This window comes from Streptomyces sp. NPDC019890 (assembly GCF_044903445.1).
Taxonomy (GTDB): Bacteria; Actinomycetota; Actinomycetes; order Streptomycetales; family Streptomycetaceae; genus Streptomyces.
Genome location: NZ_JBJDQK010000003.1, coordinates 334,008 through 360,016 on the forward strand (window position 1 = coordinate 334,008; position 26,009 = coordinate 360,016).

General features: G+C 68.3%; 28 protein-coding genes. 6 read left to right on the forward strand and 22 right to left on the reverse strand.

The genetic code is table 11. The features are described 5' to 3' along the window. Positions 1-130 precede the first annotated feature (130 nt). The 3 genes from ACI2LP_RS09895 to ACI2LP_RS09905 form a co-directional block, all read right to left on the reverse strand. The gene (locus ACI2LP_RS09895; RefSeq protein WP_399281687.1) at positions 131-454 is read right to left on the reverse strand and encodes an STAS domain-containing protein; all 324 of its coding nucleotides are present in this window, start codon (positions 452-454) and stop codon (positions 131-133) included. A gap of 208 nt (positions 455-662) precedes the next feature. Continuing rightward, positions 663-1,511, reverse strand: coding sequence for a 3-hydroxyacyl-CoA dehydrogenase family protein (locus ACI2LP_RS09900; RefSeq protein ID WP_360872172.1), 849 nt, complete (start codon positions 1,509-1,511; stop codon positions 663-665). A 128-nt stretch (positions 1,512-1,639) separates the two neighbouring features. Next, the gene (locus ACI2LP_RS09905) at positions 1,640-2,278 is read right to left on the reverse strand and encodes a TetR/AcrR family transcriptional regulator (protein ID WP_404724008.1); all 639 of its coding nucleotides are present in this window, start codon (positions 2,276-2,278) and stop codon (positions 1,640-1,642) included. 79 nt (positions 2,279-2,357) lie between these two features. On the opposite strand from ACI2LP_RS09905, the gene ACI2LP_RS09910 reads away from it, so the two are divergent. From ACI2LP_RS09910 to ACI2LP_RS09920, 3 genes are read left to right on the forward strand one after another with little or no spacing between them, the layout of a single operon-like run. Then, positions 2,358-3,140, forward strand: a complete 783-nt coding sequence (locus ACI2LP_RS09910; protein ID WP_404724009.1) for an ABC transporter ATP-binding protein — start codon at positions 2,358-2,360, stop codon at positions 3,138-3,140. An 8-nt stretch (positions 3,141-3,148) separates the two neighbouring features. Continuing rightward, on the forward strand, positions 3,149-3,904 hold the full coding sequence (locus ACI2LP_RS09915; protein ID WP_404724010.1) for an ABC transporter permease: 756 nt from the start codon (positions 3,149-3,151) through the stop codon (positions 3,902-3,904). Positions 3,905-3,917: 13 nt separating this feature from the next. Further along, entirely contained in the window at positions 3,918-4,490 is a 573-nt protein-coding gene (locus tag ACI2LP_RS09920) for a cob(I)yrinic acid a,c-diamide adenosyltransferase (protein WP_404724011.1), read from the forward strand. A gap of 189 nt (positions 4,491-4,679) precedes the next feature. Here ACI2LP_RS09920 and ACI2LP_RS09925 read toward each other — a convergent pair whose 3' ends face one another. Then, positions 4,680-5,249: a hypothetical protein gene (locus ACI2LP_RS09925; protein ID WP_404724012.1), complete on the reverse strand. Its 570-nt coding sequence runs from the start codon at positions 5,247-5,249 to the stop codon at positions 4,680-4,682. Between the two features lie 150 nt (positions 5,250-5,399). On the opposite strand from ACI2LP_RS09925, the gene ACI2LP_RS09930 reads away from it, so the two are divergent. The 3 genes from ACI2LP_RS09930 (at position 5,400) to ACI2LP_RS09940 (ending at position 9,264) form a co-directional block, all read left to right on the forward strand. After that, positions 5,400-6,596, forward strand: a complete 1,197-nt coding sequence (locus ACI2LP_RS09930; RefSeq protein ID WP_404724013.1) for a sensor histidine kinase — start codon at positions 5,400-5,402, stop codon at positions 6,594-6,596. Beyond that, a complete protein-coding gene (locus ACI2LP_RS09935; RefSeq protein WP_404724014.1) occupies positions 6,593-7,243 on the forward strand; it encodes a response regulator in 651 nt (216 codons plus the stop codon). The genes ACI2LP_RS09930 and ACI2LP_RS09935 overlap by 4 nt, the downstream gene beginning before the upstream one ends. Positions 7,244-7,401: 158 nt before the next feature. Next, the gene (locus ACI2LP_RS09940) at positions 7,402-9,264 is read left to right on the forward strand and encodes a glycosyl hydrolase family 18 protein (RefSeq protein WP_404724015.1); all 1,863 of its coding nucleotides are present in this window, start codon (positions 7,402-7,404) and stop codon (positions 9,262-9,264) included. Between the two features lie 82 nt (positions 9,265-9,346). Here ACI2LP_RS09940 and ACI2LP_RS09945 read toward each other — a convergent pair whose 3' ends face one another. The 18 genes from ACI2LP_RS09945 to ACI2LP_RS10030 all read right to left on the reverse strand — a co-directional run bounded on the left by ACI2LP_RS09945 (position 9,347) and on the right by ACI2LP_RS10030 (position 25,831). Then, positions 9,347-9,796 carry a DUF2550 domain-containing protein gene (locus ACI2LP_RS09945; RefSeq protein ID WP_404724016.1) on the reverse strand — a complete coding sequence of 150 codons (450 nt, stop codon included), beginning with the start codon at positions 9,794-9,796 and terminating at the stop codon, positions 9,347-9,349. Positions 9,797-9,932: 136 nt separating this feature from the next. After that, on the reverse strand, positions 9,933-10,304 hold the full coding sequence (locus ACI2LP_RS09950) for a F0F1 ATP synthase subunit epsilon (RefSeq protein ID WP_404724017.1): 372 nt from the start codon (positions 10,302-10,304) through the stop codon (positions 9,933-9,935). Between the two features lie 185 nt (positions 10,305-10,489). Next, positions 10,490-11,932: a F0F1 ATP synthase subunit beta gene (gene atpD / locus ACI2LP_RS09955; RefSeq protein ID WP_404724018.1), complete on the reverse strand. Its 1,443-nt coding sequence runs from the start codon at positions 11,930-11,932 to the stop codon at positions 10,490-10,492. After that, entirely contained in the window at positions 11,932-12,849 is a 918-nt protein-coding gene (locus ACI2LP_RS09960; RefSeq protein WP_404724019.1) for a F0F1 ATP synthase subunit gamma, read from the reverse strand. The genes atpD and ACI2LP_RS09960 overlap by 1 nt, the downstream gene beginning before the upstream one ends. Before the next feature lie 20 nt (positions 12,850-12,869). Beyond that, positions 12,870-14,462 carry a F0F1 ATP synthase subunit alpha gene (atpA, locus tag ACI2LP_RS09965; RefSeq protein WP_404724020.1) on the reverse strand — a complete coding sequence of 531 codons (1,593 nt, stop codon included), beginning with the start codon at positions 14,460-14,462 and terminating at the stop codon, positions 12,870-12,872. 130 nt (positions 14,463-14,592) lie between these two features. Further along, the gene (locus ACI2LP_RS09970) at positions 14,593-15,408 is read right to left on the reverse strand and encodes a F0F1 ATP synthase subunit delta (protein ID WP_404724021.1); all 816 of its coding nucleotides are present in this window, start codon (positions 15,406-15,408) and stop codon (positions 14,593-14,595) included. Next, positions 15,405-15,950, reverse strand: coding sequence for a F0F1 ATP synthase subunit B (locus ACI2LP_RS09975; protein ID WP_404724022.1), 546 nt, complete (start codon positions 15,948-15,950; stop codon positions 15,405-15,407). The genes ACI2LP_RS09970 and ACI2LP_RS09975 overlap by 4 nt, the downstream gene beginning before the upstream one ends. A 44-nt stretch (positions 15,951-15,994) precedes the next feature. Further along, complete coding sequence (gene atpE, locus ACI2LP_RS09980) at positions 15,995-16,225, reverse strand: ATP synthase F0 subunit C (protein ID WP_137993321.1); 231 nt, start codon at positions 16,223-16,225, stop codon at positions 15,995-15,997. 82 nt (positions 16,226-16,307) lie between these two features. Next, positions 16,308-17,117 (reverse strand): F0F1 ATP synthase subunit A, encoded by an 810-nt coding sequence (gene atpB, locus ACI2LP_RS09985; RefSeq protein ID WP_404724023.1) that lies wholly within the window; start codon positions 17,115-17,117, stop codon positions 16,308-16,310. A 228-nt stretch (positions 17,118-17,345) separates the two neighbouring features. After that, a complete protein-coding gene (locus tag ACI2LP_RS09990) occupies positions 17,346-17,783 on the reverse strand; it encodes a hypothetical protein (protein WP_404724024.1) in 438 nt (145 codons plus the stop codon). Positions 17,784-18,045: 262 nt separating this feature from the next. Beyond that, complete coding sequence (locus ACI2LP_RS09995; protein WP_404724025.1) at positions 18,046-19,413, reverse strand: MraY family glycosyltransferase; 1,368 nt, start codon at positions 19,411-19,413, stop codon at positions 18,046-18,048. Between the two features lie 106 nt (positions 19,414-19,519). Then, entirely contained in the window at positions 19,520-20,791 is a 1,272-nt protein-coding gene (gene glyA, locus ACI2LP_RS10000; protein WP_404724026.1) for a serine hydroxymethyltransferase, read from the reverse strand. 129 nt (positions 20,792-20,920) lie between these two features. Further along, entirely contained in the window at positions 20,921-21,559 is a 639-nt protein-coding gene (locus ACI2LP_RS10005) for a protein-tyrosine-phosphatase (RefSeq protein ID WP_360872228.1), read from the reverse strand. Then, on the reverse strand, positions 21,556-22,203 hold the full coding sequence (locus ACI2LP_RS10010; RefSeq protein ID WP_360872231.1) for an L-threonylcarbamoyladenylate synthase: 648 nt from the start codon (positions 22,201-22,203) through the stop codon (positions 21,556-21,558). The genes ACI2LP_RS10005 and ACI2LP_RS10010 overlap by 4 nt, the downstream gene beginning before the upstream one ends. A 40-nt stretch (positions 22,204-22,243) precedes the next feature. Further along, entirely contained in the window at positions 22,244-23,089 is an 846-nt protein-coding gene (gene prmC / locus ACI2LP_RS10015) for a peptide chain release factor N(5)-glutamine methyltransferase (RefSeq protein WP_404724027.1), read from the reverse strand. Positions 23,090-23,120: 31 nt separating this feature from the next. Continuing rightward, a complete protein-coding gene (gene prfA, locus ACI2LP_RS10020) occupies positions 23,121-24,200 on the reverse strand; it encodes a peptide chain release factor 1 (RefSeq protein ID WP_404724028.1) in 1,080 nt (359 codons plus the stop codon). Between the two features lie 101 nt (positions 24,201-24,301). Beyond that, positions 24,302-24,526 (reverse strand): 50S ribosomal protein L31, encoded by a 225-nt coding sequence (rpmE, locus tag ACI2LP_RS10025; protein ID WP_149181220.1) that lies wholly within the window; start codon positions 24,524-24,526, stop codon positions 24,302-24,304. A gap of 201 nt (positions 24,527-24,727) precedes the next feature. Continuing rightward, positions 24,728-25,831 carry an LCP family protein gene (locus ACI2LP_RS10030; protein WP_404724029.1) on the reverse strand — a complete coding sequence of 368 codons (1,104 nt, stop codon included), beginning with the start codon at positions 25,829-25,831 and terminating at the stop codon, positions 24,728-24,730. Positions 25,832-26,009 lie beyond the last annotated feature (178 nt).

The window sequence follows — 26,009 nt, forward strand, 5'->3', positions numbered from 1 at the left end:
GCCCACCGCATGGGTCTGTCGATTCGGCAGGCGTCCGAACCCTAGACCTTTGCCCAGTATCTCGTCACGTGTGGGGTGCCACCCCGCCCGTGACATCACATTCTCGTGAGGATTGCGAGCGTCGTACGGTTCACACCCGAGGAAGCGATTCGGCCGCGATGCCGCCTTCGATGGCAAGAATGCGGTGCAGCCGCGTCGCCACGAGGAGTCTCTGCATCTGTGGCGGCACGCCGCGCAGCACCAGCCGGCGACCGCACCGGCCGGCCCGCCGGTGTGCGCCCATGATGACCCCGAGCCCGGTGGCGTCCCAGGAGTCGAGATCGGTCAGGTCGAGCACCAGGTCGCCGGCTCCGTCGTCGACGGCCGAGTGCAGGACCGTACGGGCGTCCGCCGCGCTGCGGACGTCGAGGCGGCCCCCGACGACCAGCTCGGCGTGGTCGCCCCTGATGTGCATATGCGCTCCCCGTGAGTGCGTCAGTGCCCTGTGTCTGTCTCTTCTGACTCTTCTTGTTGCTTCTTGTTGCTCTGGTTTGCTCTCGATGCCTTGCAACATCTCAGTGCCTTGCAACAACTGACTGCCACATGGGCAGGGCGGTTGCTGCTTGTAAGCGAACCGATACCGAATTCACCCTGCCGGGTGATACCAAACCGGTCGATGAGGGTCAGTACGTGTAGAAGCCCTGCCCGCTCTTGCGGCCGATGTCACCGGCATCCACCATCCGGCGCATCAGCTCCGGCGGGGCGAACTTCTCGTCCTGGGACTCGGTGTAGATGTTGCTGGTGGCGTGCAGCAGGATGTCCACGCCGGTCAAGTCGGCGGTGGCGAGCGGCCCCATGGCGTGGCCGAAGCCCAGCTTGCAGGCGATGTCGATGTCCTCGGCGGACGCAACGCCCGATTCGTACAGCTTTGCCGCCTCGACGACCAGGGCCGAGATGAGGCGGGTGGTGACAAAGCCGGCGACGTCGCGGTTGACGACGATGCAGGTCTTGCCGACGGACTCGGCGAACTCCCGCGTGGTGGCCAGGGTTTCGTCGCTGGTCTTGTAGCCGCGCACCAGCTCGCACAGCTGCATCATCGGGACGGGCGAGAAGAAGTGCGCGCCGACGACGCGCTCCGGACGCTCCGTCACCGCCGCGATCTTGGTGATCGGGATGGCGGAGGTGTTGGAGGCGAGGACCGTGTCGTCCCGTACGAGCTTGTCGAGCGTACGGAAGATCTCGTGCTTGACCTCGAGCTTCTCGAACACCGCCTCGACGACGATGTCCGCGTCCGCGACGGCGTCCAGGTCGGTCGTGGTGGTGATGCGCGCCAACGCCGCCTCGGCGTCGGCCGCTTCGAGCCTGCCCTTGGAGACGAACTTGTCGTACGAGGCCTTGATGCCGTCCTTGCCACGGGCCAGAGCCGCGTCGGTGACGTCGCGCAGCACGACGTCCCAGCCCGCCTGGGCCGAGACCTGCGCGATACCGGACCCCATGAGTCCGGCCCCGATGACGGCGAGCTTCCTGGCCACTGCGGCACCCCTTAACACCTGTTTACATTTCTGCTCTCCGGCGGAGGTTAGCGCCCGTGAGGGGCCGTGTGGGGGTGAAGAGATGCGCGTCACGTCTCGAATGGCGGACGTCACACCGGCACGGCTCATCACGCGTCACGGACGGCGAACTTGAGCACCTTCTCCCCCAGCACTTCCTCCATGTCGTCGAGGAGGACGAGAGCCTCGCGGGAAACCTCGTTGGGCGGGCGGCCCTTGACCATCTCGCGACCGATGGCACCCATGAGGGTGGCCTGCACCCAGGCGAGCTGGCCGGCGACGAGGGTGGGCAGCGTGTCGTCGGGCGCCGCGTCCGTCTCCTGTCTGAGTGTGTCCTCGAGGTGCTCCAAGGCCTCCTGCTGGATGCGCCAGAGGCGGGAGCGGAGGGTGTGCGCACCGTGGATGACCCGCAGAAAACGGTCATACCCCTCCATCAACCCGACGGTGGGTGAGACGGTTTCGACCTGCTCGCGCAGTTCGCGCAGTACGGCGTCGGCGGCCGACTCCCCGATGTCGCGGCCGCGTACGAAGCGGGAGAGCCGCTCGACGATGCCCTTGCTGCGGTCGAGGAAGAGGTCCTCCTTGGCCGGGAAGTAGTTGTACACGGTGTTGACCGAGACGTCGGCCGCGCCCGCGATCTCGGCGATGGTCACCGCGTCGAAGCCGCGCTCCAGGAACAGACCGGTGGCCATGTCCGAGATGTGCTGCCTGGTCTGCCGCTTCTTCCGCTCCCTGAGTCCCTCAGCCATGACCTCATCGTAGCTTCGTTGGGCTCCATTAAAATTTAGTGTCATTGCAAACTTTAAGTGACTCTGTTTTTCTGGAGCCATGGCAATCATCAGTACGGCCGGACTCGCCCGGACCTTCCAGACCAGGAACGGGCCCGTCGACGCCGTTCACTGCATCGACCTGACCGTCCAACCGGGCGAGATTCTCGGCTTCCTCGGCCCGAACGGCGCCGGCAAGACCACCACCCTGCGGATGCTCACCACCCTGCTGCCGCCCACCGGCGGCGCGGCCACCGTCGCGGGCTTCGACCTGGCCCGCGATCCCGGTGGTGTACGGCGCAGGACCGGCTATGTCGCCCAGTCCGGCGGCGTCGACCCGCAGGTGACCGTGCGGGAAGAACTGGTCACCCAGGGGCGGCTGTACCGGCTGCCGAAGTCCGAAGCCGTCGCCCGCGCCGAGGAGTTGGCGAAGGACCTGGGCCTGGCCGACCTCCTCGAGCGCAGGACCGGGGCACTGTCCGGCGGGCAGCGGCGGCGGCTCGACATCGCGCTGGGCCTGACCCACCGGCCCGCAGTCCTCTTCCTCGACGAGCCGACCACCGGGCTCGACCCGGGCAGCCGGGCCGATCTCTGGGATCTCCTGCGCCGTGTCCGCGAGGAGCACGGCACCACCGTCTTCCTCACCACGCACTACCTCGACGAGGCGGACGCGCTGGCCGACCGGCTGGTGATCGTCGACAAGGGCGTGGTCGTCGCGGAGGGAACCCCGCACGCGCTCAAGGCGCGGCACGCCGGGTCGTCCGGCGCCACGCTGCAGGACGCCTTCCTCGCCATCACCGGACGCGGGCCCGCGCCGGTGGACACCACCCCCGTAGCCGTCTAGGAATCGTGATGCCTGAATTTCTCTCCGACACCGGTCTGATCTTCGAGCGGTACGCCCGCCAGACCCTGCGGTCCAAGTTCCAGATCCTCTTCGGCGTGCTGATGCCGCTGCTCTATCTGCTCTTCTTCGGACCGCTGCTCACCGATCTGCCGCTCTCCGCGCGGGCCGACTCCTGGCAGGTTCTCGTCCCCGGTCTGCTGCTCCAACTCGGCCTGTTCGGCGCGGCGTTCGCGGGCTTCTCGGTCATCATCGAGAAGAACCACGGCGTGGTCGAGCGGATGCGCGTGACCCCGGTCAGCCGGCTCGCGCTGCTGCTCGGCCGGGTGTTGCGCGATGCCGCGCTCTTCGTCTTCCAGGCGGTGCTGCTGGTGCTGGCCGCGCTGGCCATGGGCCTGCGCGCACCCCTGGCCGGCGTCCTGATCGGCTTCGCGTTCGTCGCCCTGCTGACCGTCTCGCTCGCTTCACTGTCGTACGCGCTGGCGCTGAAGGTCCGTACGCCGCAGGAGTTCGGCCCGGCCATCAACGCCCTCGTCATGCCCTCGATGCTGCTGTCCGGGCTGATGCTGCCGATGACCCTGGCGCCGGGCTGGCTGAACGTGCTCTCGCACTTCATGCCCTTCCGCTATCTGGTGGACGCGGTGCGGGACGCCTACATCGGCGAGTACACCACGGCCGCCATGCTGTACGGCGTGCTGGTCGCCCTGGGGTTCGCGGCGCTGGCCGTGACGGTCGGCACACGTGTCTTCCGCCGGGCCGGAGCGTAACTACGCTGGTCACATGGTCAATCTGACGCGCATCTACACCCGTACCGGCGACCAGGGCACGACGGCGCTCGGCGACATGAGCAGGACGGTCAAGACCGATCTGCGGATCGCCGCGTACGCCGACGCCAACGAGGCCAATGCCGCCCTGGGCACGGCCATCGCACTGGGACAGCTCCCCGAGGAGGTCGTCAAGGTCCTCGTCCGCGTCCAGAACGACCTGTTCGACGTGGGCGCGGACCTGTCGACGCCGGTGGTGGAGGACCCGAAGTACCCGCCGTTGCGGGTCGAGCAGTTCTACATCGACAGGCTGGAGGCGGACTGCGACCGCTTCAACGAGCAGCTGGAGAAGCTGCGCAGCTTCATCCTGCCGGGCGGTACGCCGGGGGCGGCGCTGCTGCACCAGGCGTGCACGGTCGTACGGCGCGCGGAGCGCTCGACCTGGGCGGCGCTCGAGGTGCACGGCGACATCATGAACGCCCTCACAGCGACGTATCTGAACCGGCTCTCCGACCTCCTGTTCATTCTGGCGAGGACGGCGAACAAGGAGGTCGGAGACGTGCTCTGGGTCCCGGGCGGGGAGCGGTAGTAGGTATCCGGGGGCTCCGCCCCCGGACCCCCGCGCCTCAATCGCCGGCGAGGCTTGATCTGCCCGGGCCCGTGTCGGGGCTCTGCCCCGAAGGGCGTACCCGGGGTCTGGGGGCGGAGCCCCAAAGCCTCGCTCGGGGGCTGGGGGCTTGCCCCCAGTTCGGGAAGGGGCGGGGTGGGGAACAGGTCCCTACCGCTCGGCCCGGACCGGTTCGCGCTCCGGCCGCTTCGGCCCCTTCTTCGGCCAGATCGTGTACGTGAGCGCGATCAGACCGTGAATCCCCGCCGCCCGCAGCGCCGCAAACTGCCAGGAGCTGAGCGAACCCGTCCGGCTCGCGTCGCCGACGTACCAGATCGCGAGCTGGAGCAGAGCGAGAGCGACCCCGGCGGCGAGCACCGTACGCAGCCACAGCTTGCCCTCGTGCTTGGCCCGGGCCGTCCCGTACCGCGGCGGCTTCAGCGGCGGCGGGCCGCCCGCGAAGCGGTGCGCCACGTGCCCGTCGATCCACTTGATCGTGTAGTGACCGAACGCGACGGTGTAGCCGATGTAGAGCGCCGCCAGCCCGTGCTTCCAGTCCGGCTCGGCGCCGTTCTTGAGGTCGATCGCCGTCACCACCAGCAGCACGACCTCCAGCAACGGTTCCAGCAGCAGGACGCCCGCCCCGAGCCGCGGCATCCGCGCCACATAGCGCAGTGCCAGTCCGCCGGCCAGCAGCACCCAGAAGCCGACCTCGCAGATCACGATCAGCGTGACGATCACGGCACTCTCCCTTCGTTCCCCTCAAGCCTCCCGTCCGTATCGCCGCCGATCGTCGTCACCAGTGACGAAGTGGCGCTGCATCCTTCGATGTAGCCGGCCTTCACCCCGGACGTGGAGGCCCGCGCGCCGCCCGCCGTGTTTGATGGGTCCGTGACCGCTCCCGCCCGCCCGCACCGCGACGACGTGCTCATCGCCGTGGCCGGACTCCTCGGGGGCCTGGTGCTGTGGGCGCTGGGCCTGGACACCCGCGGTGGCCACGGCGTCGACCCGCATGCGCTCCTGCTGCTGCCGCTGACCGCGATGAGCGGCGCCGAGCTGCTGCGCCGGACGATGCCGAACACCGCGCTGGCCATCGGCTGTACGGCGATGCTCGCCGACCAGTTCACCGACGGGAATGTCGCGACCATCGCAATGTTCACGGATCTCGTCTACGCGGCCGTGCTGTACGGCACACCCGCCGCCGCACGCCGTATCCCCGCCGTGTCCATGGTGGCCACTGCCGCCGTGACGGTCACCGCGCTCGTCGTCTTCCAGGACGCGCAGGCCGTGCTGCTCGGCCTGGTCTTCGCGTTGGTCACCGTGGCCCCGGCCTGGACCGGCGTGAGCGTACGCACCCACCGCGACGCCGCCGAGGCGGCTCAGCTGCGCGCCGAGCAGACGGCCCTGCTGGCCGAGATCGACCGCACCCAGGCGGTGACCGCCGAGCGCGCCCGGATGGCCCGCGAGCTGCACGACATGGTCGCCAACCACCTCTCGGCGATCGCGATCCACTCCACCGCCGCGCTCTCCATCGACGACCCGGGAACGAGCCGCGACGCCCTGGCCGTCATCCGCGAGAACAGCGTCGAGGGCCTGGCCGAGATGCGTCGGCTGATAGGCCTGCTGAGAGACCGGGGCGCCGGCGCGGAGCCCGCGCCGGCGCCGAGGCTGACCGGCGTCGATGCGCTGCTCGATCAGGCGCGGACGAACGGCGCATCCAGCGGCCTTGAGTTCACGCTCACCGACACCCGCGAGGACGGCTCCCCGTTGCCCGCTCCGGTCGAGCTGGCCGCGTACCGCATCATCCAGGAGTCGCTGACCAATGCCCTCAAGCACGCTTCGCCTGGCGAGATCACGGTCAGCCTGGACCAGGACGAGCAGACGCTGACCGTGCGGGTCACCAGCCCGTACGGCGAGCGGCCGGGGCCGAGGGCGCCCGGCTCGGGGGCCGGTCTGGTCGGCATGCGCGAGCGGGTGGCGCTGCTGGACGGGCAGTTCGAGTCGGGCCCCGTGACCAACGGGGACGGGGCCACGATCTGGCGGGTACGGGCGCAGCTGCCCGTCGACGAAGGGAATGCGAAGGCATGACGATCCGGGTACTGGTCGCGGAGGACCAGAGCGCCGTACGCGCCGGTCTGGTCCTCATCCTGGGCAGCGCGCCGGACATCGAGGTCGTCGGCGAGGCGGCGGACGGTGAGGAAGCGGTGCGGCGCGCCCGCGAACTGCGCCCCGATGTCGTGCTGATGGATATTCAGATGCCGCGTCTGGACGGGGTTTCGGCCACCCGGCAGGTCGTCGACGCACAGCTCGCCGATGTGCTCGTCCTGACCACGTTCGATCTGGACGAGTATGTCTTCGGGGCGCTGCGGGCGGGGGCCGCGGGCTTCCTGCTGAAGAACACCGATGCCGCGGATCTGCTGGAGGCGGTGCGCACGGTGGCCCGCGGCGAGGGTCTGATCGCGCCGGCCGTCACCCGCAGGCTGATCGCGGAGTTCGCGGCGCCCACTCCCGTACGGCCCCGGGACGCGGCCGAACTCGCGATCCTCGATGCACTCACCCGCCGGGAACGCGAGGTGCTGTCGTGTCTCGGCGAGGGGATGTCGAACGCCGAGATCGCGGGACGGCTGGCGATGGCGGAGGCGACGGTGAAGACCCATGTGAGCCGTCTCCTCGGCAAGTTGAAGCTCCGCAGCCGGGTCCAAGCGGCCGTGCTGGCCCAGGAGTTGGGCATCTGACCGCAGCTCTTCTCCACCACCCACACCTTTGGTCTGGACCTATTGACGATTGGTCCAGACCTTCCTACGCTCACCGCACAACACACTGCGGTGAGCCACGCAGGGTGCGCAGTGCACGGACCAACCGCCGATCGTCCGGACCTCCTCGAGGAGCACCCGTGAACACGCAACCTCCACTGCACAGAACCAGATTCAGATTCGGACTCAGATCCAGAGCCGCAGCGGGACTGACCGCGCTGCTCCTCCCGCTGGCCGCCATGGTCGGCCTCGCCTCCCCCGCCGAGGCCGCCGCATCGGCGACCGCCAGCTACGCCAAGGTCTCCGACTGGGGCACCGGCTTCGAGGGCAAGTGGACGGTGAAGAACACCGGCACCACCTCCCTCAGCTCCTGGACCGTCGAATGGGACTTCCCCTCCGGCACCGCCGTCACCAGCGCCTGGGACGCCGACGTCACCGGCGCAGGCACCCACTGGACCGCCAAGAACAAGAGCTGGAACGGCACCCTGGCGCCCGGCGCGTCCGTCTCGTTCGGCTTCAACGGCACCGGCTCCGGCTCCCCCTCCGGCTGCAAGCTCAACGGCGCCTCCTGCGACGGCGGAAGCGTCCCCGGCGACAACCCGCCGTCCGCCCCCGGCACCCCGACCGCGAGCAACATCACCAACACATCGGTGACGCTGAGCTGGACCGCGGCCAGTGACGACAAGGGCATCAAGAACTACGACGTACTGCGCGACGGCACCAAGATCGCCACGGTCACCGGTCTCACCTACACCAACACCGGACTGAGCGCGGGCACCGACTACTCGTACACCGTCCAGGCCCGCGACACCGCCGACCAGACAGGACCGGTCAGCGGCGCCCGCGCGGTCCGCACCACGGGCACCACCGACCCGGGCCCCGGCCCCGGCTCCTCGGTCAAGCTGGGCTACTTCACCGAGTGGGGCATCTACGGACGCAACTACCACGTGAAGAACCTGGTCACCTCGGGCTCCGCCGCCAAGATCACCCACATCAACTACGCCTTCGGCAATGTCACCGGCGGCCGCTGTGCCATCGGCGACTCCTACGCCGACTACGACAAGGCGTACACCGCCGACCAGTCCGTCGACGGCGTCGCCGACACCTGGGACCAGCCGCTGCGCGGCAACTTCAACCAGCTGCGCAAGCTCAAGGCCAAGTACCCGAACATCAAGGTGCTCTGGTCCTTCGGCGGCTGGACCTGGTCCGGCGGCTTCGGCCAGGCGGCCGCGAACCCGGCCGCTTTCGCGCAGTCCTGCTACGACCTGGTGGAGGACCCGCGCTGGGCCGATGTCTTCGACGGCATCGACCTTGACTGGGAGTACCCGAACGCCTGCGGTCTGTCCTGCGACACCAGCGGCTCCGCCGCCTTCAAGAACCTGGTGCAGGCGATGCGCGCCAAGTTCGGTACGAACAACCTGGTCACCGCGGCCGTCACCGCGGACGCCTCGTCCGGCGGCAAGATCGACGCCGCCGACTACGGAGGCGCCGCGCAGTACCTCAACTGGTACAACGTGATGACGTACGACTTCTTCGGCGCCTGGGCCGCACAGGGCCCGACCGCGCCGCACTCCCCGCTCACCTCGTACCCCGGCATCCCGCAGGCGGGCTTCAACTCCGCCGAGGCGATCGCCAAGTACAAGGCCAAGGGTGTGCCGTCCGCGAAGCTGCTGCTGGGCATCGGCTTCTACGGGCGCGGCTGGACCGGAGTCACCCAGGCGACACCGGGCGGCACCGCGACCGGGCCCGCCGCCGGCACGTACGAACAGGGCATCGAGGACTACAAGGTCCTCAAGAACAGCTGCCCGTCCACCGGCACCATCGCCGGCACCGCGTACGCGAAGTGCGGCAGCAACTGGTGGAGTTACGACACCCCGGCCACCGTCACCTCGAAGATGAGCTGGGCGAAGGGCCAGGGCCTGGGAGGCGCGTTCTTCTGGGAATTCAGCGGTGACACGACGAACGGAGAGCTGGTCAGCGCGATCAACAGCGGTCTGGGCTGATCCCGCACACACCGAAGCCCGGGAGACTCGCTCTCCCGGGCTTTGTCATGTCCTGCGCGGTCACGCCCTACGCGATCATGTCCTACGCCACGTTCACTCTCTGGCCCGGAGGCGCCGCCTCCAGCCAGGCGAGGAAACCGGTCAGCGCATCCTCGCTCATCGCCAGCTCCAGGCGCGTCCCGCGGTGCACACAGCCGAGCACGGTCGCGTCGGAGAGCAGCGCCAGCTCCTCTTCACCCTGGGGCGTACGCCGGGAGACGACCTCGATGGCCGAACGCTCAAGGACACGACGGGGCCGGGGTGCGTACGAGAAGACCCGGAACCACATGATCCGGTCGCCGCTGTAGCGGGCGACGCCGTACACCCAGCCCTTGCCGGAGAAATCGCTCTCCTCCGGAACGTTCCAGCGCAGACTGCAGTCGAAGGTCCCGCCCGAGCGCTGGATCAGCCGTCGGCGCAGCCCGAAGACGAACAGCCCGATCCCCACCAGTGCGACGACGACCAGGCCGCTCACAAGCAGAGCGAGGAACATGTCCACCGACCTCCTCGCATCGTTCTCGTCCGAGTCTGCTCACGCAATCCCACGTGCATCTGCATTGCCGCAGCCGCGACACGGTCTGGAGAACTCCAGCCCGGGCCGCGGCTGAGGGCGACTGTCGGCGGGGTGCTCAGCGCACCGCCACCGCACGCAGCCGGACATCGGCGCGCCGCTCGGCGGCGGCGTCCTCTTCCGACCTGGCGCGCTCCAGCGCGCGCTCGGCGCGCTGGGGGTCGATCTCGTCCACCAGCTCGGCGATCTCCGCCAGCAGCGACAGCTTGTTGTCGGCGAACGAGATGAAACCGCCGTGCACTGCTGCCACGACCGTTCCCTCACTCGTACGGATTGTCACCGGGCCCGACTCCAGCACACCGAGTAGCGGCTGGTGACCGGGCATGACGCCGATGTCGCCGGACGTGGTGCGCGCGACGACCAGGGTGGCCTCGCCGGACCAGACCTGCCGGTCCGCGGCGACCAGCTCGACATGCAGCTCAGCAGCCAAGGGTGGCTCCTCGGGTCACCACCCGGCGGTACTGCCGGGTGTTGGGTCATAAGTCTAGTAGGGCTCCGGACGTCGAAACGCCGGGGCCCGCCCCGCCTGACGGCAGGGGGTCCGGGGATGGCCCCCGGGAAGGGCGTACGAAGGGGGGCGGGACGGACCCGCCCCCCTTCTACGAGTCGGCCGACTCAGGAGACGCCGAGCTCCTTGGCGTTGGCCTTGAGGTCCTCAATGCCACCGCACATGAAGAACGCCTGCTCGGGGAAGTGGTCGTAGTCACCGTCGCAGATCGCGTTGAACGCGGCGATCGACTCCTCGAGCGGCACGTCCGAACCGTCCACGCCGGTGAACTGCTTGGCGACGTGGGTGTTCTGCGACAGGAAGCGCTCGACACGACGGGCACGGTGGACAACCAGCTTGTCCTCCTCGCCCAGCTCGTCGATACCGAGGATCGCGATGATGTCCTGGAGGTCCTTGTACTTCTGCAGGATTCCCTTGACGCGCGTGGCGGCGTCGTAGTGGTCCTGCGCGATGTAGCGCGGGTCCAGGATGCGGGACGTCGAGTCCAGCGGGTCGACCGCCGGGTAGATGCCCTTCTCCGAGATCGGACGGGACAGCACCGTCGTCGCGTCCAGGTGGGCGAAGGTGGTCGCCGGCGCCGGGTCGGTCAGGTCGTCCGCGGGGACGTAGATCGCCTGCATCGAGGTGATCGAGTGACCACGCGTCGAGGTGATGCGCTCCTGCAGCAGACCCATCTCGTCGGCCAGGTTCGGCTGGTAGCCCACCGCGGACGGCATACGGCCGAGCAGGGTGGACACCTCGGAGCCGGCCTGGGTGTACCGGAAGATGTTGTCGATGAAGAAGAGCACGTCCTGCTTCTGCACATCGCGGAAGTACTCCGCCATGGTCAGACCGGCAAGCGCGACGCGGAGACGGGTGCCCGGGGGCTCGTCCATCTGACCGAAGACAAGCGCCGTCTTGTCGATGACGCCGGAGTCGGTCATCTCCTCGATGAGGTCGTTGCCCTCACGGGTACGCTCACCGACGCCCGCGAACACCGACACACCGTCGTGGTTGTTGGCGACGCGGTAGATCATCTCCTGGATCAGAACGGTCTTGCCGACACCGGCACCACCGAACAGACCGATCTTTCCACCCTTGACGTACGGGGTGAGAAGGTCGATGACCTTGATGCCCGTCTCGAACATCTCGGTCTTGGACTCGAGCTGGTCGAAGCTGGGCGCCTTGCGGTGGATCGGCCACCGCTCGGTGGTCTCGGTGTTCGCGTCGGGGACGTTCAGCACCTCACCGAGGGTGTTGAACACCTTGCCCTTGGTGAAGTCGCCGACCGGAACGGTGATGCCCGCGCCGGTGTTGGTCACCGTGGCCTGGCGGACCAGACCGTCGGTGGGCTGCATCGAGATCGCGCGGACGATGCCCTCACCCAGGTGCTGGGCGACTTCGAGGGTCAGTGTCTTGAGCTTGCCGTCCTCGGCCGGGTCGGCCACCTGAACGGTCAGTGCGTTGTAGATCTCCGGCATCGCGTCGACGGGGAACTCCACGTCGACGACCGGGCCGATGACCCGGGCGACGCGGCCCGTGGCGGCGGCCGTCTCAACAGTGGTCGTCATTACTTGTCACTCCCCGCGGTCGCGTCGGCCAGGGCGCTGGCGCCACCGACGATCTCGCTGATTTCCTGGGTGATTTCGGCCTGGCGGGCCGCGTTGGCAAGCCGGGAGAGGCTCTTGATGAGCTCACCGGCGTTGTCGGTTGCCGACTTCATCGCGCGGCGGGTGGCAGCGTGCTTGGAAGCAGCGGCCTGGAGCAGCGCGTTGTAGATACGGCTCTCGACGTAGCGCGGCAGCAGGGCGTCGAGGACGTCCTCCGCCGACGGCTCGAAGTCGAACAGCGGAAGGATCTCGCCCTTCGTCCCCGACTCCTCGACCGTCTTCTCGAGGCTGAGGGGCAGCAGCCGGTTCTGTACCGGCGTCTGCGTCAGCATCGAGATGAACTCGGTGAAGACGATGTGGAGCTCGTCCACGCCGCCCTCGGCCGTGTCCTGCTGGACGGCCTCGATCAGCGGGCCGGCCACTTTCTTGGCGTCCGCGTACGTCGGGGCGTCGGTGAACCCGGTCCACGAGTCCGTGACCTTGCGCTCACGGAAGCCGTAGTACGACACACCCTTGCGGCCGACGATGTACGTGACGACCTCCTTGCCCTCCGCCCGGAGCCGCTCGGTGAGCTGCTCCGCCGCCTTGATGGCGTTGGCGGAGTAGCCGCCGGCCAGACCGCGGTCGCTCGTGATGAGCAGGACCGCGGCACGGACCGGCGCCTCCACCTCGGTGGTGAGGGGGTGCTTCGTGTTCGACCCGGTCGCCACCGCAGTCACCGCGCGGGTGAGCTCGGTCGCGTACGGAGTGGAGGCGGCCACCTGGCGCTGCGCCTTGACGATGCGCGAGGCGGCGATCATCTCCATCGCCTTGGTGATCTTCTTGGTCGCGGTGACGGATTTGATGCGACGCTTGTAGACCCGGAGCTGGGCTCCCATGAGTCAGGTCCCTTCCGTCGTCACTTGGCCGTGCTGACCGGCGCGTCTTCGCCCAGAAGCTTGCCGTCCGAGGTCTCGAACTGACGCTTGAAGGCGGCGATGGCGTCGCCGATGGCCTGCAGCGTGTCGTCGGACATCTTGGCGCCCTCGGCGATGCTGGTCAGCAGCTCCTTGCGCTCGCGGCGCAGGTGCTCGAGCAGCTCTGACTCGAAGCGGCGGATGTCCTGGACCGGGACGTCGTCCATCTTGCCGGTGGTGCCGGCCCAGATGGAGACAACCTGCTCCTCGATGGGCATGGGCTGGTACTGAGCCTGCTTGAGCAGCTCGACCATGCGCTTGCCGCGCTCCATCTGCGCCTTGGAGGCCGCGTCCAGGTCGGAACCGAAAGCGGCGAACGCCTCCAGCTCGCGGTACTGGGCGAGGTCCACGCGAAGACGGCCGGAGACCTGCCGCATGGCCTTGTGCTGGGCGGAGCCACCGACACGGGAGACCGAGATACCGACGTTCAGGGCCGGACGCTGGCCGGCGTTGAACAGGTCGGACTCCAGGAAGCACTGGCCGTCGGTGATGGAGATGACGTTGGTCGGGATGAACGCCGACACGTCGTTCGCCTTGGTCTCGACGATCGGCAGACCCGTCATCGAACCGGCGCCCATGTCGTCGGAGAGCTTGGCGCAGCGCTCCAGCAGACGCGAGTGCAGGTAGAAGACGTCGCCCGGGTAGGCCTCGCGGCCCGGCGGGCGGCGCAGCAGCAGCGACACGGCGCGGTAGGCGTCGGCCTGCTTCGACAGGTCGTCGAAGATGATCAGGACGTGCTTGCCCTGGTACATCCAGTGCTGGCCGATGGCCGAGCCGGTGTACGGCGCCAGGTACTTGAATCCGGCCGGGTCGGACGCCGGGGCGGCGACGATGGTCGTGTACTCGAGCGCGCCCGCCTCCTCCAGCGCACCGCGCACGGACGCGATGGTGGAGCCCTTCTGGCCGATGGCGACGTAGATGCAGCGGACCTGCTTCTTCGGGTCGCCCGAGCGCCAGTTGTCGCGCTGGTTGATGATCGTGTCGACGGCCAGAGCGGTCTTGCCGGTCTGACGGTCACCAATGATCAGCTGACGCTGGCCGCGGCCGATCGGCACCATGGCGTCGACAGCCTTGTAGCCGGTCTGCATCGGCTCGTGCACCGACTTACGGACCATGACGCCCGGTGCCTGCAGCTCGAGGGCGCGACGGCCGTCGGTCTCGATCTCGCCGAGGCCGTCGATCGGGTTGCCGAGCGGGTCGACAACGCGGCCGAGGTAGCCCTCACCGACGCCGACGGAGAGAACCTCACCGGTGCGCTGCACCGGCTGGCCCTCCTCTACACCGCTGAACTCGCCGAGGACGATCGCACCGATCTCGCGCTCCTCGAGGTTGAGGGCGAGACCGAGGGTGCCGTCCTCGAACCTCAGCAGCTCGCTCGCCATGGCCGAGGGAAGACCCTCGACCTTCGCGATGCCGTCGCCGGCAAGGCTGACCGTACCGACCTCCTCGCGCGAGGCCGCGTCCGGCTTGTACGCCTGGACAAAGTTCTCCAGCGCGTCCCGGATCTCCTCCGGCCGGATCGTGAGCTCCGCCATCTGGGTTCCCTGCTCTCCTTGTTGGGCCCGAAGTTTCTTAAGGGGGTCTGGGGGCCGACCCCCAGGAATCTTCTGCAATTTCTGCACGGCCCAACCGGGCCGCTCGTCCTGCTTGTTCAGTTACTGGCTGTCAGCCGGCGATACGGCGGGACGCCTCGGCGAGACGGTCCGCGATCGTGCCGCTGATGACCTCGTCGCCGACACGCACCGAGATCCCGCCGAGGACCTCGGGGTCCACGTCGAGGTTCAGGTGCATCTGGCGGCCGTACAGCTTCGCCAGCACGGCGCCGAGGCGCTGCTTCTGCTGGTCGGTGAGCGGTACCGCCGAGGTGACGACCGCTACCATCCGGTCCCGACGCGCCGCGGCGAGCTTGGACAGGGACTCGAGTCCCGCCTCCAGGCTACGTCCCCTGGGCGCCGTAACAAGACGGACTACCAGTCGCTCGGTGACCGGATTGGCCCTGCCGCCGAGCAGTGTGCTGACCAGCTCTGCCTTGGCGGCCTTCGTCGCCGACCTGTCGGTCAGCGCGGCCCGCAGCTCGATGTTGGACTCGACGATCCGGCCGAACCGGAACAGCTCGTCCTCGGCATCGTCGAGCGCGCCCGCCTGCTGTGCCGCGGTGAGGTCGGCGGTGGCCGCCAGCTCCTCGATCGCGTCGACCAGGTCACGGGACTGCGACCAGCGGGAGCGGACCATGCCGGAGACCAGGTCGACGGTCGGGCCGCCCACCTGACCGCTGAGCAGCCGCACCAACAGCTCGGCCTTGGCCTCGCCGGACTGCGCCGGGTCGGTCAGGACCCGACGCAGCGACACCTCGCGGTCGAGCAACGCGGTGACGGCGGCCAGCTCCTCGGCAAGCTTCGCCGCGTCGACCGAGGTGTTGTCGGTCAGCGCGTCGAGAGCCTCGCGTGCGGTAGCCAGTGCCTCGCGGCTCGCTCCGTTCATCGGGCGGCCTCGGCCTTCTCCTCGAGCTCGTCGAGGAAGCGGTCGACGGTGCGGCTCTGCCGGGCCTGGTCCTCGAGGGACTCACCGACGAGCTTGCCGGCCAGCTCGATGGCGAGCTTGCCCACGTCCTGACGCAGCGCAGCGGCCGCAGCCTTGCGGTCGGCCTCGATCTGGGCGTGGCCGGCCGCGATGATCTCCTCGCGCTGCCGCTGGCCTTCCGCCTTCATCTCCTGGATGATCGCGGCGCCCTGCTCGGTCGCCTCCTGGCGCATCCGGGCGGCCTCGTGGCGGGCCTCGGCGAGCTGAGCCTTGTACTGCTCGAGCACGCTCTCGGCTTCGATCCTCGCCGCCTCGGCCTTCTCGATGCCACCCTCGATGGCCTCTCGGCGCTCTTCCAGAACCTTGTTGATGTTCGGGAGGAGCTTCTTGGCGAGGAAGCCGAAGACGATGACGAAGGCGATCAGGCCGATGACGAGCTCGTCGAGATGCGGGATGAGCGGAGGTTGCGTCTCCGCCTCTGCCGCAAGGAACAGAGCGTTCACATCAGTGCCTTCCGTGAAAATGATGGGGCTGTCGTCAGGCCGGCTTAGTAGACGAAGCCCATGACGATGCCGATGAGGGCGAGCGCCTCACAGAAGGCGAAACCCATGATCTGGTTGGTACGGATCAGGCCGGCCGCCTCGGGCTGACGCGCGAGGGCCTGGGTGCCGTTACCGAAGATGATGCCGACGCCGACGCCGGGGCCGATGGCGGCGAGACCGTAACCGATGGAGGCGACGTTACCTTCGACGGCAGCAAGGGTCTGGAGAGCGGACATGCCGGTTCTTCCTTCTCTTTCAAGGACCCGGTGGGGGTTGGCCACCGGACGACTGATTTCAGGTGTGCGGGTCGGGCTCTGCTCAGTGGTGCTCGGCGAGCGCGCCCTGGATGTAGCTGCAGGCCAGGAGGACGAAGACGTACGCCTGGACGGCCTGGATGAAGAGCTCGAACGCGGTCATCACGACGGCCATCAGGAACGAGGTTCCGGCGTAGACGAAGCCGATGCTGTTGGCGAGGTACCAGGTCGCGATGGCGAACATCGAGATCAGCAGGTGGCCCGCGAACATGTTCGCGAAGAGCCGGACCGCGTGGGTGAAGGGCCGGATGAGCAGGTTCGAGAAGAACTCCAGCACGACCACGAGCGGAAGGATCGGGCCGAGGGACTTGTCGTACCCGGTGATGTTCTTCCAGCCGCCGACGAAGCCGTGCTTCCGGAAGGTCAGGCTGACCCACAGCACGTACACGACGAGGGCGAGCGCCGCCGGGTAGGCGATGATCGAGGTCACCGGGAACTGTGCGAGCGGCACAATCGACCAGATATTCATCATCCAGACGAAGAAGAACAGCGACACCATCAGCGGGACGTACTTCTCGCCGTCCTTCTTGCCGATGATCTCGTAGACGATTCCGCGGCGTACGAAGTCGTAACCGGCCTCGCCGACCATCTGCAGCTTGCCCGGCACCAGCTTGGGCTTGTGGAAGGCGGCCCAGAAGAAGGCGACGACCACGAACGAACCGAGAAACGCGAGCAGCATCGGCTTGGTGAATTCGAAGCCGCCCACCGTGGCGATGGGTTCGTAGATGAACGTATGCAGGCCCGGAGCCGGGAATCCGCATCCGGTGAAGATGTGGCAACTCGCGTCGAAGGCGAGCGTCTGGTCAGCACTCACCGCGGGCTCCTTCAGCGTGGCGCATAGGTACGGCAACCTCGTTGTGTCGGCGCGGCGCTGAGCCGCGGGACGGCACTGGACTGGTGGTCTTACGGATGTGGGGGCGACGGTTCGGCATCGAGCCTCGCGCTGGGACAGGCGTCAGCTCGGACACCCGCGCCCGCAGTGCCGCAGTTGGCACCGGACGATAGCAGGATCGCGAACGGGCGTTTATCCCGGCCCTACCCTTCACGTCGACGACCCCGCGTTCTCGGGCTTTTCACCCTTCGCGGCGTCGGGATCCACGTAGAGGATCTTGGCCTTCATATACGCACGAGCCTGCGCGGAGACCCAGACGAGGGTCACCGCGAGAATGGTGAAAGCGAAGGCCTTGGGGTGGAACAGGGTGGTGTCCTTGAACGCCGCCATGAAGATGAAGAGAAGCAGCAGCTGTGCCGTGTAGAGCATCAGCCCCATGGCCTGGAACAAGTGCGGAAGCGATTTCGCCGTCCGCTGGAGCACGACCATCCCGATCCCCATGAAGAGGAGGACCACCAAGGTGCCGACGACTGCCCCGATCGCTCCCTTGCCACCGGCGACTCCAGCGCTGACGGCAACGGCGACAGCGCCGGCGACAGCCGCGGGCACGGCGGTGTGAAGGAGAGTCCGGACGTCATTGGTCGGCATGGCGGCAGCTCCGCTTACTGGTGGGGGCAGTGGTGTCGTCATGGACGAGCGTAATCCCGGTCCGAGATGGGCCTCGGGGCCAACGAGCCGTCGCACTACGGCCCTTCGGCGCTGTCTCCGGGTCTCGTGAACCGTATCACAAACTATTTGAATAGGTCTTTACCCAGGAGTGTGCCAACCATCACACATGAGAGTGAACGCGCGCGTGTGTGCACGCCAGCCGGTCACTATGTCTGCTATTGGGCGGACATCCGGTAAATCGTCATCCGCGGGTCCCGGCCTTCCTTCCGTCCGGGAAACGCGAACGGGGGCCGATCGCGGTCGCTCCGTTGACGCCGTGGACGCGGTTGACGCCGTTGACCCCAGGGGCGCCCACCGCGACCGGGGCGCGCTCCTCGGGCGCCTCGGGCGTCTCAGCCCCGTACGCGAGCGCGGGCACCGCCGCCGGCTCGGACTGCACCGTACGGCGCCGGTAGCGCGGCGGCACAAAGGCCTCGGCCCAGCGTGGAGCCCGCGGCGTGAAGCGTGGCAGCAGCAGAAGCACCAGGCCGACGGCGCTCAGCGCCACGATGGCCAGCACGATCCACATCGACGCCGAGTGCACGGAGTACGCGACGACGCCGAAGGCGATCAGCGCCGACCAGAAGTACATGATCAGGACCGCGCGGCTGTGCGAGTGTCCGATCTCCAGCAGCCGGTGGTGGAGATGGCCGCGGTCGGCGGCGAACGGCGACTGTCCGTTCCAGGTGCGGCGCACGATAGCGAGGACCAGGTCCGCGACCGGGATCGCGATGATGGTCAGCGGCAGCAGCAGCGGAATGAAGACGGGCAGCGCTGCGTGCGTGGCCTGTCGGGTACTGCCCTCGAAGATCTTCAGGGCGTCGGGGTCCACCTGGCCGGTCACCGAGATCGCGGCCGCGGCCAGCACCAGGCCGATCAGCATCGAGCCCGAGTCGCCCATGAAGATCCGCGCGGGATGCATGTTGTGGGGCAGGAAGCCCAGGCACATACCCATCAGGATCGCGGTGAAAAGCGTCGCGGGGGCGGCCGCCTCGATCATGTAGCCGTACCAGATCCGGTACGAGTAGAGGAAGAAGGCGGCGGCGGCGAGGCAGACCATGCCGGCGGCGAGACCGTCCAGGCCGTCCACGAAGTTCACCGCGTTGATGGTGATGACGACCAGGGCGACGGTCAGCAGGGTGCCCTGCCAGGAGGTCAGCGAGACCGTGCCGATGCCGGGCACGGGGATCCACAGGATCGTCAGACCCTGCATCACCATCACACCGGCGGCGATCATCTGGCCGCCGAGCTTGATCAGGGCGTCGATCTCGAACTTGTCGTCCAGGACGCCGATGATCCAGATCAGGGCCGCGCCGGAGAGCAGCGCGCGCGGTTCGTTCGACAGCTCGAAGACGCTGTTCAGATTCTGTAGATGGTCGGCGACCAGCAGACCGGCGCACAGACCGAAGAACATGGCGATGCCGCCGAGTCGCGGCGTCGGCTCTCGGTGTACATCGCGGGCACGGATCTCAGGCATCGCTCCGGTCGCGATGGCGAACTTACGCACCGGACCGGTCAGCAGATAGGTCACCGCGGCCGTGACACAGAGCGTCAGCAGGTAATCACGCACGGGCTGCCCCACAGGAATCGCTGGCCATCTCAGCCCCACACACTAGCTCTGGTAGCCACATGCTTGAGGACATACGGGGGGCCGCGATGGTTGCACAATGTCGCGGCTACCCCTGATAAGGCGGAAATCTACCGGCCAGCGCGCGCACTTCCGAACGTACCTTTCTCGCCTCTTCTCCCTCTTCACGCATCGCCGCCGTAAAGAGCGCGGCGATCCGCGTCATTTCGGCCTCGCCCATGCCCTGGGTGGTGACAGCCGCGGTGCCGAGCCGGATGCCGCGCCCGTCGCCGTACGGGAGGGCGCAGGTGTCGAGAACCAGTCCGGCCGCGGCGAGACGGCCGCGGGCCGCCCTGCCGTCCACGCCGAGAGGCGCCGGATCCGCGCTGATCAGATGGGTGTCGGTGCCGCCCGTCAGCACGGCGTAGCCCTCCTCGGCGAGCCCGTCGGCGAGCATCCGGGCGTTCGCGACGACCTTGTGCGCGTACGCCGTGAACGCCGGGGTCGACGCCTCGCCGAAGGCGACGGCCTTGGCCGCGATCGTGTGCATCTGGGCGCCGCCCTGGGTGAAGGGGAACACCGCGCGGTCGATGCGCTCGGCCAGTTCGGCACCGCACAGGATCATTCCGCCGCGCGGCCCGCGCAGCACCTTGTGTGTTGTAGCGCACACCACATCGGCGTACGGGACGGGGCTCGGGGCGGCGCCGCCCGCGATCAGCCCCATCGGGTGGGCCGCGTCGGCGATCAGGTACGCGCCCACCTCGTCCGCGATCCCGCGGAACGCCGCGTAGTCGGGGTGGCGGGGGTACGAGATCGAGCCGCAGACGATGGCCTTGGGCCGGTGCTGGCGGGCCAGGGTGCGCACCTGGTCGTAGTCGATGAGACCGGTCTCCGCGTCGAGGCCGTAGCCGACGAAGTCGAACCAGCGGCCGGAGAAGTTGGCGGGCGAGCCGTGGGTGAGATGACCGCCGTACGGCAGCCCCATGGCGAGGACCGTGTCGCCGGGCTTGAGCAGCGCCGCGTATGCCGCGAGGACGGCGGAGGAGCCGGAGTGCGACTGCACATTGGCGTGTTCGGCCCCGAACAGTGCGGTGGCGCGCGCTACGGCGATCCGCTCGGCGGCGTCGACGAGTTCGCAGCCGCCGTGGTGGCGGGCGCCGGGATAGCCCTCGGCGTACTTGTTGGCGAGCGGTGAGCCGAGCGCGGCGAGGACCGCGGGTGAGGTGAAGTTCTCGGCGGCGATGAGCTGGAGGCTGTCGCTCTGCCGCCCCAGCTCGCCCAGGATCACCTCGGCGATCTCGGGGTCCTGGCGGCGCAGGGCGTCGAAGTCGGCGCCGTGATGGGTGATGCGGACGGCGTCTGGTGCAGCGGTGACCGGCATCTGTGGCTCCAGGCCTCGCGTGGAGTGGGCGGCGTCTCCAATGTAGGCCGGGGTCTCGCGGCCTGCGCGGTGTCGGGGGATCTTTCTTTTCCCCGCCCCGACAACGGCCCGGGCACATCAGGCCGCCCGTCAGCGCCGCGCCCGCACCCCCGTCAGCGCCGTCACCACCGGATCCAGCGCCTGATTGATCTCATCGCCGATCGAGCGAAAGAAGGTGATCGGCGCCCCGTACGGGTCGTACACCTCATCCGCGTCCGGGCTCGGCGCAAGCAGCCAGCCCCGCAGCGCCGCCGCCGCGCGGACCAGTGCGCGAGCCCGGGCCACGACGCCTTCGCGCGGGTCCGGCAACGTTGCCGGGTCTATCGCCCGTACAAGCCGGGTGAACTCCTTGAGCGTGAACGTGCGCAGGCCCGCCGAGTGACCCATCGAGATCACCTGCGCCCGGTGGTCCCGGGTCGCCGTCAGCACCAGATCCGCTCGGATCACATGCTCGTCGAGCAGTTCGCGCCCCACAAAACCGGTCGCATCCGCGCCGAAGTCGGCAAGCACGATCTCGGCGTTGGCCTCCATCGGAGCGCCCTCGTGCCCCCACGTGCCCGCGCTCTCCACGATCAGACCGCCCGTGAGCGGATCGCCGAGGCGGTCGCTCAGGGCATGGCGGGTCAGCCGCTCGGTGATCGGCGAGCGGCAGACGTTGCCGGTGCTGACGTGGAGGATGCGGAAAGTGTCCGTAGGTCCCGCTATGCCACGCCCCTCAGGGGCGGTCAACTGGCCACCTCGAGGTCGGGTACGACCTTGCGCAGCTCGTCCGCCGAGAGTGCTCCCGCGCGCAGCATCACCGGCACCTTGCCCGTGACATCGACGATCGAGGACGGCACGATGCCCGGCGTCGGGCCGCCGTCCAGATAGACCGAGACCGAGTCGCCGAGCATCTCCTGCGCCGCGTCACAGTCCTCCGGTGCCGGGTGCCCGGTCAGGTTGGCGCTGGAGACGGCCATCGGGCCCACCTCGGTGAGCAGTTCGATCGCGACCGGGTGCAGCGGCATCCGGATCGCGACGGTGCCCCGGGTGTCACCCAGGTCCCACTGGAGGGAGGGCTGGTGCTTGGCGACCAGCGTCAGCGCGCCCGGCCAGAACGCGTCGACAAGTTCCCAGGCCTGCTCGGAGAAGTCGGTGACGAGGCCATGCAGAGTGTTAGGCGACCCGATGAGGACAGGGGTGGGCATATTGCGGCCGCGCCCCTTCGCCTCCAGCAGGTCCGCAACTGCCTCCGAGCTGAAGGCGTCCGCACCGATCCCGTACACGGTGTCGGTGGGCAGCACGACCAGCTCGCCGCGGCGTACGGCCGATGCGGCTTCACGCAGACCGGTGGTGCGATCCGTCGCGTCGTTGCAGTCGTATCGCCGAGCCATCAGCGGGCCTCCTCGTACATGGACACGTACACAAGCTTGGTCATGGCGTTGCCTTGCGCGCGGTCGCGAAGCGCGGCCGCTTGTTCAGGTCGGGGTGGTCGGCGGCGTCCGCCCAGCCGGCCTCTTCGCTGAAGATCCACGGCACCTGGCCGCCCTGCGTGTCCGCGTGCTCGACGACGACGAGGCCGCCGGGCCGCAGCAGCCGGTGGGCGGTGCGCTCGATGCCGCGGATGGTGTCCAGACCGTCCTCGCCGGAGAACAGCGCCATGTCCGGGTCGTGGTCGCGTGCCTCGGGGGCGACATACTCCCACTCCGTGAGCGGAATGTACGGCGGATTCGAAATGACCAGGTCCACCTGGCCGTCCAGCTCCGGCAGGGCGCGCAGCGCGTCGCCCTGGTGGATGGTGACCCGGCTGCCCTCGGCGTTCTTGCGGGTCCAGCGCAGCGCGTCCTCGGAGAGCTCCACGCCGTGCACCCGCGAGCGCGGCACCTCCTGCGCCATGGCCAGCGCGATGGCCCCGGAGCCCGTACACAGGTCGACGATCAGCGGCTCGACGACATCCATGGCCCGTACGGCGTCTATGGCCCAGCCGACGACCGACTCGGTCTCCGGGCGCGGCACAAAGACCCCTGGTCCGACCTGCAGCTCCAGATAGCGGAAGAAGGCGCGTCCGGTGATGTGCTGGAGCGGTTCGCGGGCCTCGCGGCGGGCCACCGCCTCCCAGTAGCGGGCGTCGAAGTCACCGTCCGGGACGTTGTGCAGCTCTCCCCGCTTCACGCCGTGTACGAACGCGGCAAGCTCCTCCGCGTCGAAGCGCGGTGAGGGCACGCCGGCGTCGGCCAGCCGCTGGGTGGCCTGGGCCACCTCGGCAAGCAGCAGGTTCACGCTGGTCCTCCGGGGCTGCGGGATGTTGTTGTTACTGGGCGGCGGCGAGCTTTGCGGCGGAGTCGGCGTCGACACAGGCCTGGATCATCGCGTCGAGATCCCCGTCGAGCACCTGGTCCAAGTTGTACGCCTTGAACCCGACACGGTGGTCCGAGATGCGGTTTTCCGGGAAGTTGTACGTACGGATCTTTTCGGAGCGGTCGACCGTTCGAACCTGGCTGCGGCGGGCGTCCGCCGCTTCCTTCTCGGCCTCCTCCTGGGCCGCGGCCAGCAGCCTGGAGCGCAGGATACGCATCGCCTGCTCCTTGTTCTGGAGCTGGCTCTTCTCGTTCTGGCAGGAGGCGACGATGCCGGTCGGCAGGTGCGTGATGCGCACTGCGGAGTCCGTGGTGTTGACGGACTGGCCGCCGGGCCCGGAGGACCGGTAGACGTCGATACGGAGATCGTTGGCGTGGATCTCCACGTCGATCTCCTCCGCCTCGGGCGTCACCAGCACACCGGCCGCGGAGGTGTGGATACGGCCCTGCGACTCGGTGGCGGGCACCCGCTGCACACGGTGCACCCCGCCCTCGTACTTCAGCCGCGCCCAGACGCCCTGGCCGGGCTCGGTCGCGCCCTGGCCGCCCTTGGTCTTCACCGCGACCTGGACGTCCTTGTAGCCGCCCAGCTCGGACTCGGTGGCGTCGATGATCTCGGTCTTCCAGCCGACGCGCTCGGCATAGCGCAGATACATCCGCAGCAGGTCGCCGGCGAACAGGGCGGACTCGTCGCCGCCCGCGCCCGCCTTGACCTCGAGGATGACGTCCTTGTCGTCGCTGGGGTCGCGCGGCACGAGCAGCAGCCGCAGCTTCTCGGTGAGCTCCTCGCGCTGCTTCTCGAGATCCTTGACCTCGGCCGCGAACTCCGGGTCGTCGGCGCCGAGTTCGCGCGCGGTCTGGATGTCGTCCCCGGTCTGCTTCCAGGAGCGGTACGTGCCGACGATCGGGGTCAGTTCGGCGTAGCGCTTGTTGAGCTTGCGCGCGTTGGCCTGGTCGGCGTGGACCGACGGGTCGGCGAGCTTCTTCTCGAGATCGGCGTGTTCGCCGATCAGTTCCTCGACCGCCTCGAACATCGGGGGCTCCTGGGTTTGCGTACGGAAGGGCTGCGGGGACGGCAAAGCGCCGGTCCCAGCCACCCCGCGCGGGGGCAGCCGAAGACCGGCGCAGTGGCTCGCTACTTCTTGGCGGAGCCGGCAGCCTTGCCGAAGCGGGCCTCGAAGCGGGCCACACGGCCACCGGTGTCGAGGATCTTCTGCTTGCCCGTGTAGAACGGGTGGCACTCGGAGCAGACCTCGGCACGGATGGTGCCGGCCTCGATCGTGCTACGGGTGGTGAACGACGCGCCACAGGTGCAGCTGACCTGCGTCTCGACGTACTCGGGGTGGATGTCGCGCTTCAAGGTGTCTCCTAGTTTCGGGAGGGCACCGGGTCGCACGGGCGGATTGCTCGTACGTGAACCGGGGCCGACGTACCAGTCTGCCAGGACCGGCCGTATCTCCCAAAACCGGGGGGCGGGCAGAACTATTCCCCGGCGCGCAGCGGGTGCGCCGAGCCGTGCCCGATGGCTACTGAGCCGTGCCCAGTGGCTGTCGAGCCGTACCTAGTGGCTCTGGACGAGCGAGCCGGCCGCGCCCTTGTCGCCCGCCGATTTCTTGATCGCGGACGGAGGGATCGGCTTGTCCTGCTTGAGGGCGGTCCACACCTGCTGGGATGCGGCCTTGAGCGGGATCACGCGGTTGGGATCGACCGGGTCGTACTCCACGGGCATCGTGATCATCTGCACGTCCTGTGCACCGAGCCCGCTCAGACCCTGGGCAAAGCCCATCAGCTCCTTCGCCGAGTCGATCTCGGAGTCGGGCGTGATCGCCTTGGTGGCGGTGTCCGCGACGTCGAGGAGCTTCTTCGGGTTGCTGAACAGGCCGATGCCCTTGACCTGGTTGATGAAGGCCTTCATGAAGGCCTGCTGGAGCTGTATGCGGCCGAGGTCGCTGCCGTCGCCGACGCTCTTGCGGGTGCGTACGAGACCGAGCGACTGCTCCCCGTTCAGGGTGTGCTTGCCCGGCGGCAGGTTCAGATGGCTCTTGGAGTCGTGGATCGGCTTGGTGGTGGTGATCTCCACGCCGCCCAGCTCGTCGATGAGCTTCTTGAAGCCGGTGAAGTCGACCTCGATGTAGTGATCCATGCGGATCCCGGACATCTTCTCGACGGTCTTCACCGCACAGGCCGGGCCGCCGACCTCGTACGCCGTGTTGAACATGGCGCGCTTCTCGCCGGAGACGGACTTGCCCTTGCCGTCCGTGCACTGCGGGCGGTTCACGAGGGTGTCACGCGGGATGGAGACGACGCTGGCCTTCTTGTGGCCCTCGTAGACGTGCACCATCATCGCGGTGTCGGAGCGGGCGACGCCTTCGTCGAGGCCGTACTTGGCGTTGGCGCCGGCGCGAGAGTCGGAGCCCAGGACCAAAATGTCCATGGAACCGTTGTCGACGTTCTCGGGGCGGTCGGTGCCGAGTGCGGCGTTGATGTCGACGCCCTGGATGTTGCCGTTGAGCTTGAAGTAGACGTAACCGAGTCCGGATCCGCCGATCAGCACCAGACCCGCGGCCGACCATGCGGCGACGGTCAGTGCCCTGCGGCGCCTGCTGGGCTGTTTACGGCGCTTGCCGCGGCTGCGTATTCGGCCGCCGCTGTTCTGCTCGGTCATGGTCTCCCTTGCTTCCGCTTTTCCCGCTACCCCCTGCCGTGCTGTTCAGGCGCGGTTTGTTGTTACTTGTTCAGACGGTGAAGCAGGAAGAAGGGTTGCACAGGGGTCTTGAGACTCCTTAAGAACGCAATGTGCCCACCGTGCATCGCACGGTGGGCACATCAGCTTGCCTGCCGAC